The sequence below is a fragment of the Asaia prunellae JCM 25354 genome (assembly GCF_000613885.1).
Taxonomy (GTDB): Bacteria; Pseudomonadota; Alphaproteobacteria; order Acetobacterales; family Acetobacteraceae; genus Asaia; species Asaia prunellae.
Genome location: NZ_BAJV01000001.1, coordinates 156,818 through 173,582 on the forward strand (window position 1 = coordinate 156,818; position 16,765 = coordinate 173,582).

A 16,765-nucleotide genomic window follows, 5' to 3' on the forward strand; every position below is an offset into this window, starting at 1 on the left:
TGCGCTGCATGATCATGGCGTATTCATCAGACGCGGCGCGGCAAAACGACGATTTTTCAGGACTGGCAGATCCTGGCGAACTCTATGCAAGAATGCCAGATCGAGCGTTGCGCTTACCAGTCCCGGCAGAATACCACGTGCTGCCACGATCGTGCCCAAAGGATCAATGATCATGCTGTTGCCGATGTTCTGGGGGCCACATTCACCAGCCCCCAGCACGAAACAGGTATTGTCGAGCGCGCGTGCTGTCAGCATCACTTCCCAATGACGCTCCTTCCCCGGCCCACGCAACCAGGCAGCTGGAACGACCAGGACTTCAGCCTCAGACAAAGCGAGATGTCGCGCAAGCTCCGGAAAACGGACGTCATAACATGTCATGAACCCGATCTTCACGCCATCAAGCTCAAGCACTGGTGGAAGTTCATGACCCGGCGCAATCAGACGCGATTCCTGCATGGCAAACGCATCATAGAGATGCAGTTTCCGATAACAGGCAATGATCGCGCCATCGCGCATCACCACGAGCGTGTTGTAGAAACGGCCGCTCCCGTCAGGTACGTTGACACAGAAAACCAGCATGATGCCCATACTGGCCGCGAGAAGACCGGCAATAAAGGGACCATCCAGAGGCTGCGCGGTCCGTAATATATGATCCGGATCCGAGGGATCTCGAGCCAGAATGCCTTCCGGCAGCACGACGAGACGTGCACCCTCCTGTTTCGCCTCGGAGATCAGAGAATTGCAGGAAGAGAGGTTGTTTTCCCATAAAGGCGATACGGCAAATTGTCCGAGTGCTACACGCATGAATGGCCCTTCCCGCCTCTGCCCAAGACAATATCTGACCCCGTTACGGCCAGTTTGTATATCTCATCCTGACTGGAACGCTGAAAAAACATTCACTCAGAACGCGCAGGATGCAGAATCCCGGTAAAATTGCAAAAAACGGTCAGGAATCTGTTCCATAATCGGAGAGCTTCCATCAGCGCTTGTTTCGGCTGCACTTTCAGGCAAACCAAGCCTGATCGTCCCCTGGAAAACCTTCAGACAAGTCCGAAAGAATAAAACGTATAAAATTTTCTCTATCACAAAAACAATAACAGAATATTATTACGTATATTTTTTATATTCAGATATGATCCCATGTTATTTTGTAAAAATAACCGTGATGACCGGAACCAGTTAAATAAATTCCGATTAAAATACCAGATTGACCAGTGCCTTTCTCTTCTATCCTGTCTTGAGACGAGCCCGGGGTCTGGTCCGTAGGCTGGAAAAGCATCGCCTTCTCCCAGCACATCAGGAGAAATGATCATGTCCCCGCTTCTGAAAGCAGGCCTCCTCGCTACAGCGCTCTGCTCCCTTCCCCTCTCTGTCCTGGCCGAGAGCCGTTCTGCACTCGACCAACGTGTCGATGCCACTCTCACCCGACTTGGCCGCGCTCAGCTTGAAGCCTGATCATCACCCATATTCCGGAAATGATGCAAAATCCGGATGCTGCGGGCACTGCCCGGCACGCTGCAGGCTGGTCACCAGCCATGCCGGAATACGGAATTCCCATTATCACCGAAACAGATGGTACGATCGGTGTCGGTGCCCGCATTCAGGACGCACGCTATGAAAATACCGCCTACCCTGCCGCCCTTGCCAGCGCAGCATCCTGGAACACGTCTCTGCTCGAAGAGCTTGGGCGCTCTGTCGGACGGGATGCGCGGGATAGCGGGTTCAACATTCTTCTTTCAGGGGGCACCAATCTGACACGCGATCCGCGTGGTGGCCGCAATTTCGAATATCTTGGTGAAGACCCGCTTCTCGCCGGTCGTCTTGCCGGTTTCTATGCGAAAGGTGCCCAGTCCAACCATATTGTGGCAACGATCAAGCATTTCGCATTCAACGCATATGAGACAGGCCGTACGCAATATGACGTTTCCATCCCCCGGGACGCAGCCATGGAATCTGATCTGCTTGCCTTCAACATTGCCCTGCGCATTGGCAGGCCTGGCGCCGTGATGTGTGCCTATAATATGGTCTGGGGGTATTACAGCTGCGAAAGCAAAGCGCTGCTCAATGATATCCTCCGTCAACAATGGCACTATCCCGGATACGTCATGTCCGACTGGGGAGCAGTACACAACACGAAGAATTCGCTCGCAGCAGGATTAAACCAGGAATCAGGCGCGGAATTTGATACGGCGATCGGTCTTGGCGGCACCGGCCTGTTGCAGGATACGCCCATCTCCACAGAGACACAGCAGCGTATTGCTGCGGCAACCAGGGACGGCGCACTTTTCAGGCAGGCCTTCTATGCCCCTGCACAGCTTGACGGGAATGTATCTGACGACGAACTCAGAACCCTTGCACGACCCATTCTCTACGCTCTTCTCACAAATGGTGCAGATCAGCCTGCAGAAAAACGGCCTGTTGATCGAGCCGCCGGCTACGAAACGGCTCTGAGAGCCGCTCAGCAGGGAATTGTCCTGCTGAAGAATGACAAAGATGCGCTACCTCTCGCAAAAACGATCAAATCGATTGCCGTCATTGGCGGTCACGCGGACAAGGGCGTCATTTCAGGTGGCGGCTCTCCCACCGTTCTGCCCTTCGGAGGCAATGCCATTCCTCAGAAGGGTACCGGCATCATGTCCCAGCCGGTCTGGATACCCTCGCCTCCCCTTGTCTTCATGCGCCGGCTGGCGCCGCAAGCTGCCATTTCCTACACCGATGAAGATGATCTGAAACAGGCTCAGTCCGCTGCCAGAAAAGCCGACGCCGTCATCATTTTTATCGCTCAGTGGTCAACAGAAGGGCGTGACCGTGCCAACCTCTCCCTTACGGAAGCACAAAACAGACTGATTGCCGCCATAGCCCGCACCAATCCGCATGTAACGGTTGTGCTCGAAACCGAAGGACCCGTGCTCATGCCATGGCTCGACAAGGTGCAAGCCGTGATACAGGCATGGTATCCAGGTGTTGCGGGCGGTGAAGCCATTGCCCAGATCCTGTTTGGCGACATCAATCCGTCTGGCCACCTTCCCCTGAGCTTTCCACTCTCGGTTGACGATCTGCCTCGCCCCTCTCTGCCAGTGGCACCACCCTTGACAGAAGGGCGTCCGGCCAGTTTCAGGGTGACCTACAATGAAGGCGCCGATGTCGGCTATCGCTGGTTTGCCCGCACCAAAAAGAAACTGTTATTTCCTTTTGGTTATGGCCTGTCCTATGCTCGTTTTACCTACGACCATCTCACTGTGAAGCCCGACGGCACTCCCATTGCAAAAGCGACGGTTCATAATGAAAGCGATCGGGATGGATGCGATGTGGTCCAGCTTTATGCGGAAGGACAGGGCATCGGAAAACGTCTGGTAGGCTGGCAGCGCGTCACCATACCCGCCCATCAAAGTCAGGAAGTCAGCATTCCTGTTGATCTGCAGACTATCGCGCGCTTTTCTCAGGGCGACAATCGCTGGCACGTCACGCCAGGCAGCTATCAGCTGCGCATGGCGCATTCGGCCGCTGATGAAGGGCTGAAAACTGCCATTCTTCTAAAAGACGCCACATTTGATGGCACTGAGAACCCATCGGATTGAAACAGCCTTGCGGATGTTACAGATTCTGCCCGGAAGATCACCGGGAGAATCTGCCTTTCTCGGATGATTGTCCGTCGCCTCAGCGCCACTCATACAAGCCGGGCAGCTTTGAGTGATTCTGCAAGACGTGCGACAAAGGTTGCATCGACAGACCAGCCCGCCCGCTCTGCCGCAACAAGTACGGCGCCTCCAATAGGGGGCAGGCCAGGCGGTTGCGGTACGCCGCATTCCCGAATGAGGCTTCGCGCAAAACAACGCTCTGCATGGTCCCGCCAGCATAACTCCAACGCAGATGCGGCTCTCCAAGACTGCGACGCAAAGCGTGGACATGCGCAGCAAGTAAAGCAGCAGCCTGCTCGAAGATTTCACGGGCGACCACACAGCCTTGCTCGGCGAGACGCCCGATCCCGACAGCAAGCGCTGCCACCTTCGGACGCACGTCATCAAGACTGGCATACCAGTCCTGAAGAGCCGCAGTACATAGTGCCTTGTCGTCCGGCCAGCCCTGAAGAAACGCAATCCGCGATACGTAGTCGTTGCCTGCAGTTTCACGTCCATCGAGACAATGAGCCAGGCGGATCAGTGCCATGCGCCCGATCCAATAGGCACTTCCTTCATCCCCAAACAGGCTTCCCCAGCCACCGACACGGACCGTCTGACCGTTTGTACCCAATCCCCATCCCATCGATCCGGTACCTGACAAAAGCAGAATGCCAGGCCCGTTCAGAAAGGCGCCACGACAGGCCATATCGACGTCATTGTGAATAGAGTGTGGAGCCGGACATAATACAGAGACAGTCTCGCTAAGCTCCATACTTATACGAGCACTCTCACCAAACCCCGCCAGACCGAAAGCCGCAGAAGCAAGCCTCTCCTGCTGCCCGACCATCAGACCACTGATCACACTGCGCCATTCAGGCACGTTGAAAGGGTTCGACCGCCTGCCTTGCGGCAATCTGCAATGGTGGCATCGCGACGCACGCGCAAAAGCAGTGTTTTTGTTCCGCCGCCATCCATTGCGATGACTTCTGTATTCTGCACGTCGGTTCCGTTTTCAATCCGTTGAAACGGGGCCGTTATTTCCTTGGCAAGGAGAGACGAGTCAATCATGGGCCGTGATAGCCCATAAAACTTTCCAGCGTAACGGCAGAAATATTTGTTCAGTAATTTTTGCGAGACCACACCCAATCAGATGTGACAGACTTTTATGAATTACTTCTGTCCAGCTTCCCAGGCGGGCGAGACCATATTGTGCAGATCGCATGATCACCTCCAGTTGGACAGACCCACCGTATGAAGCCAGAAAACAAGATGAATCAGCTCTGAACCCTCAGAAAACGGGCCTCTAAGCTCTATTGTAGAAACAATTATGCACTTCATGATTGTTTGCAAATTAAATTAATTACCTCCATGATAAAATAATGTAATTTACGAATAAACCGATGATCTGAAAGGGTTTTTTCATATATTTGTGATTTTGTTTAATTTTTATGGATAAACAAAGTAAGGCTACCTAGATCATCTGAGCTCCTACTCGCGAATTTTTCGTACCAACAATCTACTGGATCATGTCTGCCCATGCGCCTCATCATTATGCCGGATCAACATTCCGCTACGCGCCTGGCGGCAGGCGAGATCGCCTCAGTGATCAATTCACGCACCAAACCCGTCCTGGGCCTCGCAACAGGCCGGACAATGGAAGGCGTTTACCGCCATTTAAGCACTTTTCATCACGAACTCGGGCTCGATTTCTCACATACGAGCAGCTTCAATCTGGATGAATATGTAGGCGTTCCCGCTTCAGACACGCATTCCTATCACCACTATATGAACGATCTTCTTTTTCGCCACGTCAATATCAGCACGCACGCCGTTCATCTTCCAAACGGCATGGCTACCGATCTGAATGCTGAATGTGCTGCTTATGAGCAAGCCATCATCGACCACGGCGGAATTGATCTGCAACTTCTGGGTATAGGCGATACGGGGCATATCGGATTCAACGAACCTCCTTCCCCATTCGACACGCGTACCCGATGTGTCACCCTGAACGCCAGGACACGCGAGCAGAATGCGCCAATGTTCGGCGGTAATCCTGAGGACGTTCCATCCCAGGCCCTGACCATGGGGGTCGGTACCATTCTGGAGGCGCGTCAACTTCTTCTGGTTGCCCTGGGCTCATCCAAAGCTGAAATTGTTGCAGAAGCTCTTGAAGGGAAAATAGACCCTCAGGTCAGCGCCTCTGCTGTCAGGTTACACACAAACTGTACGGTCATTCTGGACAAGGAAAGCGCGTCCCAGCTCACGCCTCAGACAAGAAAGAAGGCAGATTATCTGAGGAAGTGATTGATGCGAGGCGATTTGTTGCAGGCATGACCAGCTTTACAGCACGATCTGGCGCCCTCGATCGGAAGTGATCATAACCGGCACTCATAGTCCAAAAGACCGTTCTGCAAGAATAGTGGGTCACTTTGTGCTGGCAACAAGCACCTTGATCCCAGGCACGATTGCAATCAGCACCCCCCCTGCAGGTTGAGGCAGATGATTGGCAGCCTGATGATCACGACTTGCTGCATAGGCCCTGTCCTGATCAGCCAGGAGCGCCGCGGCATGATCCTGCCATGCCTTTCCCTTTCTGCCCGGTTGCAAAGCCTCGATCCCGAGGTCCGAAAGAGCTGCAATCTGGGATGAGAGCGGCTTGACCTCATTCACGGAATCGGGGCCCGTCAGGGCCTGGAAAGCCACGTCATTCGACCGGTATCGCATGAGCTTTTCCCGCAATGCCCCCGCAACATCACGTTCACCGGCCGCATAACGGGCCGCGAGCGCATTGAATTCATTTCCCTCAAAACTGTCTGGCGACGCGATTGCAGCGGGACTGAGGAGAATTCTCTCCCCCTTGCGGTCGGCTTGGCGATTGAGTGCATAATTGCGTACCGGCACAGTAAGAGCCACAAGCTGTGTCAGCGGGACGATATTCTGGGGGGTAAGTCGTGCAATCATCCTGGCCTGATGATCTGAGGCCTGGAGACCGAAACACTCCAGAAAATTCAGCACTTCGGGCAGACGCCCGATGAGTGCGTCCCTGTCAGTTACTGTCTGAGGCGACCAGTACCGCTCCGCAATGACCGCCGCTCGTGGCCACAGCCTGGCGTCAACCATTTCATCCGATACAACCTCGGTCCAGAGTGGCGCCTCACCACCAAGCACAAGTTTCTTCTGCGCCTCATCCAAAGGAGGTGCCATCGGATCGAGCATGAATGCCCGGGGGACCGGCTTTGCACCCGCCCCCAACACCCCAGGCGCAAGCCCATCCGCCCGTGTATCATATGGGTCAACACCATAATGTCTGGCAGAATCAGTGAGCAGATCGAGATAATAGCCTGATGATACAACCACAGGGTGCCCAAGCCTGGTAGCCGTACCGATCCATTTGGACCCGCGCCATGCCTCGACCACTACATTGTGAGGGATAGGGGCTTCACTCACTTCATCCCATCCCATCATAATCTTGCCATCAGCGCTTAACAGCTTTTCGATTTTTGCTGTGAATGCCGCCTGCAAGGAGGAAGCGTCAGCAAAACCGTGCGTCTTCATATAAGCGACAATCTGCGGATTATCATTCCACTGACGAGCGACAACCTCATCACCCCCGGTATGGAAATACCGGTCCGGAAACAGCGCTGCCATCTCGCCAAAAAGCGTTCTGGCAAACGAAATAACCTTGTCACTGGTCGGGTTCATGGCTGGCAGGTTGAGATCAGAACGCCTTGTGCACCGCGTGGTGATATCATCATTACCCGATTTCACCTGACAATCCTGTTGCCAGTCCTGGACCGTCGGCACCGGCTGTTGCGCCGCAAGTTCAGGATAGGCCGCAAGCATAGACAGGGTATGCCCTGGCACATCGAATTCCGGTACGATCCTTATCCCGCGATCAGCAGCATAAGCGATGATTTCCCTGACCTGATCCTGGGTATAATACTGGCTGTGACTGCCAGACCGATGGAGAAGTGGCAAACGTTTGCTTTCTACCCGGAAACCTGTCCCGTCGCTCAGATGCCAATGCAGTACGTTGAACTTGGTCAGCTCCATGGCGTCCAGTTGCCGCTTCAACGTATCAAGCGACTGGAAATGGCGTGACGCGTCGAGCATTATACCCCGCCATCTGAAACGTGGGGCATCCACAATACGTCCCTGCAACAGACCAGGTACCGCACCATGCGTATCAATCATCTGCAGAAGCGTGGCAAAACCATGGATGACCCCTGCCGGGCCATCGGCATTCAGCACGATTTCTTTCTCACCTGTCTCAAGCGTATAGGCCTCACGCATGTTGAGCGAGAGATAATCCGGATCTGTACCGGCATTGATCTTCAGTAGCAGAACGTTCCTGTTGGCAGCTGGGTCGGAGACGATACCAATCTGGTTCAGCCTCGCCTCGAAACGGAGGAGAGCCCGCTTGAGCAAAGGTGTAGGCGGCTGAGCCCAGATCACTTGCGGACGGACAGAAAACACAGTGATACGTCCGCTCACTGTTGATTTCGCCGGTTGGGGCATGAATGCTGGCGTCAGAGGCGCCGCCCTGACGCCAGACGTTGACACACAGGATAGCAGGAGCGCACTCAAGCCCAATCCACGACAAAATGCCATCCGGCCAGAAAACATGGAGCCCAATCCTTCTCTCCGGGTCATTCCTCAGTGCAACGCTAATCGTATCGCATGATCCAGCCTCATGATTTCCTCAGCAGAGGTCACGACGTTTTCTGCAGCGAATCCAAAAAGAAGCAGCCGTTCATCCTGCACCGACGACCTGCGACGACAAGAGGCGTGGAAAGATCTTATCCCGGATTGTCTGAAAAGTGCTGAGAGTGTTTCCGGCCGAATACCTCCTCCCGCCATGATATCAATACGTCCGGCAGCGCGCTCACGCAGCAAACGCAGGATTTGCGCCCCGTCAAAGGCGCGTGGCGTCTGACCGGACGTCAGGATACGCTCAAAGCCAAGCGAAACCGCCCCTTCAAGTGCCTGGAGAGGGTCAGGTACAAGATCGAAAACGCGATGAAGCTGCCGTCGCAATGGGCCACAGGCAGCCGAGAGACGCTCAAGCATGGCAAGATCAAGCGAAGAGTCCGGCAATGCCGCCCCCAGAACGACACCAGAGAGTTCGGCTGCCCGTACAGCCGCAATATCATCGAGCATCTGCGCCTCCTCTTCATGAGAAAACACGAAATCTCCGGCACGAGGCCTGATCAGAGCAAAAACAGGAATACGTGACTGACGGGCCAGAGCGATCAGCCCGGTGTGGGAGAGAGACCACCAAGAGACAGAGCCGAGCAGAGCTCAATGCGTGACACACAATCGAGCTGCGCCGCCGCCAATCCCCGGGCATCATCAACACAGATCTCAAGACTGGTGGGGAGTTCCGCCAATGACCTGAGCGCCTTGTCCATGTTCCTCACCAGAACCACCTGAAACAACCCCTCATGATCTTACCGAAATGCTTTCAGAGACTGGTATTCCCGAAAAGAAAATGTTGGGCAGCAAGACTGGAAGCACCTGTTGCGAAATCCCGAGGATGCAATGCAGTCAGCACCAGATCAGTTTCGTAGCTTTCGCGCCGCAGAACATGAGCCTCAACAGACTGCCTCAACGCCCGGGCAAATACACTTTTCAGGAGGTCAGGATCGAGACGTATAATGATACGTGCCGGATCGATGAACTGGATAATCTGATGAAAGCGCAATACCCAACGCCGTACCGGCCTGATGAAGGATTGAAAGAGCCTCAGGCTGACCATCAGCGGCAAGCGCCTTGATAGTTGCGATATCTCCGGGAAGACCATTACGACGGGCTGCCCCCAGGATAGCCGGTAACGCGGCCAGAGTCTCAAGACAGCCACGGTTACCACATCGGCAGGGAAGCGCATTACCATCGATGGCGATAGGAGAATGGGATATTTCCCCCGCCCCCCCATGACGGCCACGATGCAGACGGCCACCGATTATATGGGCGCCGCCAATACCCTCACTAACAAAGACAAGACTGAAATCCGGCAGATCACCAGACTCGCCGAAGAGCTGCTCGCCAATAATCAGGCATTTGCGTCGTTTTCGACAAAGACAGGCAAACCGGTCAGGGCAGAGAGACGCTGCCCGATATCGACATCCTTCCATCCCAGCGTTGCAGAGATACGACAGACATGACTGTCGCTCGACACGATCCCGGCGATTACAATACCGATACCTGCAAGCGCGCCCACACCTTCAGGCGCCTCCGCAGCAACTGCCCTGACGGCGCCTACCATTGCCTCGAGACAAGCCTCGACGTCTGTAACGAGAGGCATGGTCTTGTGAACATGAGTCCGTCCATGCGGATCGGTAAGAACAATATGAACCGGATCGGACTGGAGAGAGATTCCGATAAAACTTGCCGCGTCCCGACGAAGCCCAAGCATGACTGCCGGTCGTCCGAAACCGAAGACACGCTCCCTCTCATCAAGGATGTTACGCTCTATCAGCTCGCGTACCAGTGCCGTGACGCTTGCCTTGCTCAGATTTAGAATACGGGCAAGGTCGGTACGGCTTTGGGGCCCGGAACGACTGAGCACACTCAGAATGCGATGATGGCCTGTCGAGAACATACTTACTTCGTTCGCTAAAATAATTACGGAACCTTGTGCTGTCATCCCACATATTAAGAAGCTTGCGCCCTGCAGAGATCGTGGTGCGACTTGGCCCCAAAGTCAGAATTCATAGTAGCGACAGAAGACTTAATCTGTCTATAAGATCAAAAAGAAATTGATGACATTACATAAACCTTGAAAATAAGAACATTTAATATATTATGCTAAAATAATCATTTGTTTGAACCAATCCTGTTCCATATCATTAAAATCATGATAAAATGAGATAATGAAATCATTATAAATCACTGCCTCAGAAATTACGAATTACTTTCTCTGTCCTTTCCTGAAGCTGTCTGTTCCAAATCCGTCCATGTAACACTTTACTCAACAATATCTGCAACTCACCAGAACAACCCGGGCAAGCCATGCCGGAAATCCTGTTGCAATGACTACACATGCCACAAACCGGACCGCAGCCGTTTCCGGTCATCACACCTGATATGAGCGGGTTTCAGGCAGTCTCTCCGATGATTGTGAAACTGAACAACCGAAATGATACTGGCCTGCGCCTCGCTTCTTACCTATAATCCGGTTAGTTTATTTTTTAAAATAAATACCTCTCGTTTCCTTGAGGATTTCCGGTCATGATCAAGGTACCCTCTTCCCAAGACAGCTTGGTTGGCCCCTATGGCTACACTCCGCTGGCCGTTGCGGCGCTGATCTTTTCTGCCATGGGTTTCGTCACCTGGCTGAATGGTCCGCTGATCTCCTTTGTTCGTGTTGCCTTCTCGCTTAGCGAGTTCAGTGCTTTCTTTATTCCTCTGACGTTCTATTTTTCCTTCTTCCTGTTCTCTGTTCCGACATCACTCATCGCACGCAAACTCGGATTGAAGACCGGACTGACCCTGTCACTTCTGATCTCGGCTCTGGGTGTGGCCGCTTTTGGTCAATTCGTCGCCTGGCGCCTTTATGCGGGCGCTCTGACAGGGCTTCTCATTCTTGGGGCTGGTATTTCCCTGATGCAGGTTGTGATCAATCCGCTTGTCAGCCTTCTCGGTCCACCGGCTCGCGCTGCCCAGCGCATTGCCATCATGGGCATCTGCGCCAAGACAGCCGGGATCCTTGCGCCTCTGGTTCTGGGATTGCTGGTAATGCGTGATATCGGCGCGGTGGCTGAAAAAGTCCAAACGGCAACGGATCCAGCAATACGCGAAGCGCTGCTGAACAATTTTGTGCAGGCTATCTATGCGCCCTATCTGGGCATGGCCGGGATTCTGGTCCTGATTGCGGCGGGCGTAGCACTTGCCCCCCTGCCTAATCTCGAAGCCCCTGTCATCGTCTCCGGCGAAGGATCACAACGCCGTCTCTTCAAACCTCATCTTGTGACCGGTTTCATCGCCATGTTTCTCTACGTCGGTGTGGAGGTGATGGCTGCCGACGCTATCGGCACCTATGGTCAGAGTTTCGGTCTTCCGCTGGATGAGACAAAATTCTTTACCTCACTTACCCTGACCGGCATGCTCATCGGCTATATCATGGGGTTTGTAATCGTACCCCGCTTCATCCGGCAGGAGGTCTATATACAACTCTCCTGTGCCGTTGGCTGTCTTCTCACAATTCTTGCCGTGTTGACCCAGGGTTATCCTTCGGTCTTCTGTGTGGCCCTGCTTGGCATCACGAATGCCATGATCATGCCCACCATCTTCCCCATCGCCATCCGCGGCGCAGGCTCCATGACAGCCATGGCTTCCGCGATCATGGTCATGTCCTATAGCGGCGGTGCCATCGTGCCGCAGATCTATGTATGGCTCAAACCTGTCTTCGGGTTCCAGGGCATGTTCGCCATGATTGTCATCCCCGCTTATCTGATCATTCTGGCCTATGCCCGTCGTTATGGTCGCGTCGGTCTGACCGAACAGGAGTAAACTCATGACACATACATTGACTGGTCAGATTGTTCTGCCTGATCGTCTGCTTCCCGGGACGATCCGCTTTGATTCGCACATAAGGGAGATCGAAAGTGGAACCACGAAAGAGCCGCTCTATATCCTGCCTGGTTTTATAGATGGTCACATTCATGGTGGCGATGGCGCCGATACGATGGATGCGTCGCGGCCATCCGGCAGCTCGCACAATACCATATGCGCCATGGTACAACGACCATTCTTCCCACCACCATCACACGACCATGGAAAGATGTCATTCTGGCATTGAAAGCCGTTGCGGAGGTCATGAAAACACCAGACCCTATCGGTCCACGTATCCATGGCGCCCATCTTGAGGGGCCCTTTGTCAGCCCCCACAAACTTGGTGCACAGCCTCCTTTTGCCATCCCTCCCTCACCTGACAAAATAGCCGAGGTACTGGCTCTAGACTGCGTACGGGTTGTCACCCTGGCACCGGAACTCGATCATGCAGAAAGCGCGATTGAAAGCCTTGCCAAGGCAGGTGTACGTATCAGCATCGGTCATACGATAGCAGATTATGAGACCACGCTGGGCGCCATTTCAGCAATCTGCACCTGTGGCGGCATTGCTGGAGGTACGCATTTATTCAATGCCATGTCTCCCGTTGAAGGACGCAAGCCCGGACCGGTGACAGCGCTGATGTGCCATGATGCCAGCTATGCTGAGATGATCTTTGATACGCATCATGTGCATCCCGCCAGCTTTCGCCTGGCTTCGCGTCTTATGCGCAACCGCCTGCTATTCGTGACCGATGCCATGCGTGGTGCTGGTCAGCCTGATGGACCGAGCACATTGGGAGGACAGGATGTCCTGATCAGTGAAGGGGTTGTACGTCTGCCCAACGGTTCGCTTGCCGGGAGTGTACTTACTCTGGATCAGGCTTTGCGTAATGCCGTTACCCATGGCGCCTCTCTGCCGGAAGCAAGCCACCTCGTAAGCAGCAACGCCGCCACCTATCTGGGCCTGACTGATCGGGGTGCTCTGGAAGTTGGCAGATTGTCGGATTTTGTCATTCTCGATCGGGATCTGATGATCAGGGAAGTCTGGGTAAACGGGCAAAAAACGCATCAGTGCGTCTGATGTGTTCATTTTTTAACAACATTTTCACTGCATCATAACAACTGAACACGTATTTTTGTACTATATAACTTTCCCTTCTCATTTATGACGTTCTGTTGCTGACGCCCGCATGACAGGTACACCTTCCGGAAAACCCTGCCAGCGCGGCGCCGCACCGATAGATATATGGCTTTCTAGATGTCTGAATTGAGAAACATGACGAGTGAATTTAACTCGACCCGAAGAAGAAGCGTGCTTCGTCCTCTTGCATTTTTCACCCGATCGAGCAGGAAAACACGACGCAGGGTAAGCGCAGCACTGGCCATCACCACACTGTTCACCGGTTTGCTTTCCATTCCCGCATATGCGCAATCAGAAACCGCTAAAACCCTCGATAATGACAATTATACGGCCATCGGCTTTCCGATAGCCGGACAGGGTGCTGTGCCGATCGGACCACTCGTCCCCTCGCTCTATGGCAACCCCCATCTTTTCGGGGATTGGGGGGGAGCCCAGAGCTGGATGCAGAAAAGAGGCATCTTTCTCAACATTGCCCTCAACGAAGAATATATGGGCAATGTAACGGGCGGCCGCACACGCGACAACGTACTGGCAGGACAGGTTGCTGCCGAACTGGACATCGACTGGCAGAAGCTTGCAGGATTTCGTGGTTTCTGGACCCACCTTCTCGTCGTCAATGGCCATGGACGTAATTTCAGTTCTACCCTGGGTGATTACGTCTCCAATCCCGAACAGATCTACGGTTCGCGTGGCAATGTCGTGGCTCATCTCGTCTCGATGTATGCCGACAAGACATTCCTGAATGATCGCGTTATTCTTTCTGCCGGTGTCATTCCGACAGGCACCTTCTTCGATTTTGACGCCTTGGCCTGTAATTTCATGAATGTCAGCGTTTGCGGCAATTTTGCCCCAGGCAAATACGCCCCCGGTGGCAGGGACTGGCCGTCTGCCAATATCGGCGCCGTTCTGCGTGTGCGCCCGACGGAACGTACCTATCTCATGGGCGGATTATTTGCCGTCAGCCCTCACGCCTTCAATGGCGGCATCTCGGGCTGGGCTCTGGCTCAGGACGGTCTCGGCAAGCTCAGCTCGCAATTCGAAGCCGGCTGGGACCCTGCTTTTGGCAAGGACAAGCTTCTTGGTCATTACAAGATAGGTTTCTATTACGACAATTCGCGCTATCCCCATCTTTACGAAGACCGGTATGGCGGCTCGTATCAGGCCAGTGGGCTGGGAGCACGTAACCAGTCCGGGATGTGGTCAAGCTGGCTCATGTTCGATCAGATGCTGATGAGAAGCGGCAAGGGCATTGCTGACGGGCTGATCGTGATTGGCGGTGTCGGCTATGCTCAGGGCAATGTTGTTGCCATGCGCGATCATGAATGGATTGGCCTGTTGCAAAGCGGTACACCGTGGCACCGCCCTCTGGATGAAGTCGGCATCATGTTCCAGCACATGGATATGAGCCGCTCGATACGCTTGCAGCAGCAATCTTCTCTGGCGCTTGGCCTGCATTATGTCGCCAATCAATGGGGCAATGTCTACGGAGTGCAGAACTGGGAGCAGGTTTATGAGGCTTTCTACAGCCTGCATCTCCTGCCTGCTACATCGCTTCAGTTTGATTTTCAGTACCTGCAGCATCCCGGCGCCACCACTACTTTCAAGGATGCCGCGATACTGGGAGGTCAGCTCACCACCAATTTCTGAATACCGTCACCCCTGACTTGCCCGGTCGTCTTGCCGGGTTTCAGGACACCAGCGTCATCGTATCCACATCGATAAGGCCAAGATCAGTGATCTTGAGATGGGGAATAACCGGCAGAGGCAGAAAGGCCAGTTGCAGGAAGGGCTCCTCTAGCGTTCCCCCCATATGGCCCACGGCATGACGAAGGACCTCGAGATCGTCACGCACTTTCTCGAAGGGACAATCACTCATCAAGCCAGCGATGGGGAGGCTGAGTTCGGCAATGACCTCCCCGCCCTTCACAGCAATAAAACCGCCACCGATCTCTGCCAGACGCGCCACAGCCAGCCTCATATCAGCGTCACTCATTCCGACAACGCAAAGATTATGACTGTCATGTCCAACAGATGAGGCCAATGCACCCTCTTTGAGCCCGAACCCCTGCACGAAGCCACGACCAATATTGCCATTCTTGCCATGGCGGACGATGACGCAGATCTTGGCAATATCCTGAGCTGCATCGGGGCAAACCAGCCCCTCTACCTCCGGCAGGTCAAAGCGTCTGAACTCGGTGATGATCTGTCCTGGAATGATACCGATTACAGCCTGGTTTTTCCCGGATCCACGCACTGCAAAATCAGGCTCGGTAACTGGCGCGGCCAGACGGACAGAGCCATAGCCGATTGGAGGGACGATATCACGACCGTCAAAGAGCTCCTCGCTGACGCGGCGACCTGCAGAAATTACTTCCGCCACTTTGCAGGTTTCAAGATCATCGAGAAGAACGATATCAGCTCTCAGTCCCGGTGCGATCTGTCCTCGATCTTTCAGGCCGAAAGCACGTGCTGCCGAAAGAGATGCTGCCCGATAGGCAGCAAGCGGCTTCACCCCAAGGTCGATCGCCTTGCGGATGAGAAAATCGATGTGCCCTTCATGAGCAATCTCAAGAGGGTTTCTGTCATCCGTACAAAATGCAAAGAACTGGGATGTTTCGGGAGTAAGAAGCGGAGCCAGAGCCGCGAGATCCTTACAGACTGATCCTTCGCGGATCAGGATCGTCATGCCCTTGCGTATCTTTTCGAGCGCTTCCTCTGCCGTAGTCGCCTCGTGATCGGTGGATATCCCTGCTGACAGATAACCATTCAGTCTTTTGCCACGCAGCAAAGGGGAGTGGCCGTCGATATGACTGTCAGCAAACAGAGCCAGCTTATCGAGACAATCCGGCTGGCAGGACAACACACCCGGGAAATTCATGAATTCAGCCAGGCCAATGACCTTGGGGTGGTCGCGGTAAGTACCCAGCGCCGACGCATCAAGAATAGCTCCGGATGTTTCAACTGGAGTTGCCGGAACGCAACTCGAGAGATTGACCCGCAAATCCATGATGGTGCGATTGGCACAGTTCAGAAAATAATCGAACGCTGCCTCTCCCATGACATTGGCCATTTCATGAGGATCACAGATCGCAGTTGTCACCCCGTGTGGTAATACACAGCGATCAAACTCATAGGGCGTGATCAGGGAAGATTCGACGTGGAGATGCGTATCGATAAAACCTGGCACAGCAATCTTGCCTGTACCATCGATCTCATGCACCCCTTCATAACGCTCCAAGGTGCCAATGATGCGATCGCCGCAGATGGCGATATCACCATCAAGAATGTCACCGGTTACCAGATCGAACAAACCGACATTGCGTATGACCAGATCAGCAGGCATGTTGCCACTGCCTTGCTGAATTCTTTGCTCGATTACATGACGCATTCCATACTCTCCGGTGACCCAGTCCCACTATATAGGTAAAGCCACCGGAGCTTTCAAACAGGCA

At 53.9% G+C, this 16,765-nt stretch carries 10 protein-coding genes and 3 pseudogenes; 6 read left to right on the forward strand and 7 right to left on the reverse strand.

The features are described 5' to 3' along the window. Nucleotides 1-12: 12 nt before the first annotated feature. Nucleotides 13-804 (reverse strand): deaminated glutathione amidase, encoded by a 792-nt coding sequence (locus tag JCM25354_RS00685; protein WP_025884583.1) that lies wholly within the window; start codon nt 802-804, stop codon nt 13-15. Between the two features lie 507 nt (nt 805-1,311). Between JCM25354_RS00685 and JCM25354_RS21255 the strand changes: the two genes are divergently transcribed. After that, complete coding sequence (locus tag JCM25354_RS21255; RefSeq protein ID WP_159103422.1) at nt 1,312-1,455, forward strand: hypothetical protein; 144 nt, start codon at nt 1,312-1,314, stop codon at nt 1,453-1,455. Between the two features lie 20 nt (nt 1,456-1,475). Further along, nucleotides 1,476-3,578, forward strand: a complete 2,103-nt coding sequence (locus JCM25354_RS15600) for a glycoside hydrolase family 3 C-terminal domain-containing protein (protein WP_051537126.1) — start codon at nt 1,476-1,478, stop codon at nt 3,576-3,578. Between the two features lie 79 nt (nt 3,579-3,657). Here JCM25354_RS15600 and JCM25354_RS15605 read toward each other — a convergent pair whose 3' ends face one another. Both JCM25354_RS15605 and JCM25354_RS19600 read right to left on the reverse strand, forming a co-directional pair. Then, nucleotides 3,658-4,482: a BadF/BadG/BcrA/BcrD ATPase family protein gene (locus JCM25354_RS15605; RefSeq protein WP_051537129.1), complete on the reverse strand. Its 825-nt coding sequence runs from the start codon at nt 4,480-4,482 to the stop codon at nt 3,658-3,660. Next, on the reverse strand, nt 4,479-4,688 hold the full coding sequence (locus JCM25354_RS19600; RefSeq protein WP_051537142.1) for a hypothetical protein: 210 nt from the start codon (nt 4,686-4,688) through the stop codon (nt 4,479-4,481). The genes JCM25354_RS15605 and JCM25354_RS19600 overlap by 4 nt, the downstream gene beginning before the upstream one ends. Before the next feature lie 468 nt (nt 4,689-5,156). Between JCM25354_RS19600 and nagB the strand changes: the two genes are divergently transcribed. Next, the gene (gene nagB, locus JCM25354_RS00700) at nt 5,157-5,924 is read left to right on the forward strand and encodes a glucosamine-6-phosphate deaminase (protein ID WP_025884584.1); all 768 of its coding nucleotides are present in this window, start codon (nt 5,157-5,159) and stop codon (nt 5,922-5,924) included. A 120-nt stretch (nt 5,925-6,044) separates the two neighbouring features. On the opposite strand, the gene JCM25354_RS00705 is transcribed toward nagB, so the two are convergent. The 3 genes and pseudogenes from JCM25354_RS00705 to JCM25354_RS23205 form a co-directional block, all read right to left on the reverse strand. Next, nucleotides 6,045-8,114, reverse strand: coding sequence for a beta-N-acetylhexosaminidase (locus JCM25354_RS00705; RefSeq protein WP_243443809.1), 2,070 nt, complete (start codon nt 8,112-8,114; stop codon nt 6,045-6,047). Between the two features lie 162 nt (nt 8,115-8,276). Continuing rightward, a pseudogene (locus tag JCM25354_RS15610) lies at nt 8,277-9,031 on the reverse strand (copper homeostasis protein CutC). A 228-nt stretch (nt 9,032-9,259) separates the two neighbouring features. Next, nucleotides 9,260-10,266, reverse strand: a pseudogene (locus JCM25354_RS23205) (ROK family protein). A gap of 584 nt (nt 10,267-10,850) precedes the next feature. On the opposite strand from JCM25354_RS23205, the gene gluP reads away from it, so the two are divergent. From gluP to JCM25354_RS00745, 3 genes and pseudogenes are all read left to right on the forward strand, one after another. After that, a complete protein-coding gene (gene gluP / locus JCM25354_RS00735) occupies nt 10,851-12,131 on the forward strand; it encodes a glucose/galactose MFS transporter (protein WP_025884588.1) in 1,281 nt (426 codons plus the stop codon). Nucleotides 12,132-12,135: 4 nt separating this feature from the next. Beyond that, nucleotides 12,136-13,253, forward strand: a pseudogene (gene nagA / locus JCM25354_RS15620) (N-acetylglucosamine-6-phosphate deacetylase). Between the two features lie 231 nt (nt 13,254-13,484). Continuing rightward, nucleotides 13,485-14,960, forward strand: a complete 1,476-nt coding sequence (locus JCM25354_RS00745; RefSeq protein ID WP_025884589.1) for a carbohydrate porin — start codon at nt 13,485-13,487, stop codon at nt 14,958-14,960. A 40-nt stretch (nt 14,961-15,000) separates the two neighbouring features. Here JCM25354_RS00745 and ade read toward each other — a convergent pair whose 3' ends face one another. After that, nucleotides 15,001-16,701, reverse strand: coding sequence for an adenine deaminase (gene ade, locus JCM25354_RS00750; protein WP_025884590.1), 1,701 nt, complete (start codon nt 16,699-16,701; stop codon nt 15,001-15,003). Nucleotides 16,702-16,765: the final 64 nt, after the last annotated feature.

Excerpts from the sequence above, each read along its gene's own strand:
- JCM25354_RS00685 (WP_025884583.1), bottom strand. The coding sequence starts at position 804 with ATGCGTGTAGCACTCGGACAATTTGCCGTATCGCCTTTATGGGAAAAC.
- JCM25354_RS21255 (WP_159103422.1), top strand. The coding sequence starts at position 1,312 with ATGTCCCCGCTTCTGAAAGCAGGCCTCCTCGCTACAGCGCTCTGCTCC.
- JCM25354_RS15600 (WP_051537126.1), top strand. The coding sequence starts at position 1,476 with ATGATGCAAAATCCGGATGCTGCGGGCACTGCCCGGCACGCTGCAGGC.
- JCM25354_RS19600 (WP_051537142.1), bottom strand. The coding sequence starts at position 4,688 with ATGATTGACTCGTCTCTCCTTGCCAAGGAAATAACGGCCCCGTTTCAA.
- nagB (WP_025884584.1), top strand. The coding sequence starts at position 5,157 with ATGCGCCTCATCATTATGCCGGATCAACATTCCGCTACGCGCCTGGCG.
- gluP (WP_025884588.1), top strand. The coding sequence starts at position 10,851 with ATGATCAAGGTACCCTCTTCCCAAGACAGCTTGGTTGGCCCCTATGGC.
- ade (WP_025884590.1), bottom strand. The coding sequence starts at position 16,701 with ATGCGTCATGTAATCGAGCAAAGAATTCAGCAAGGCAGTGGCAACATG.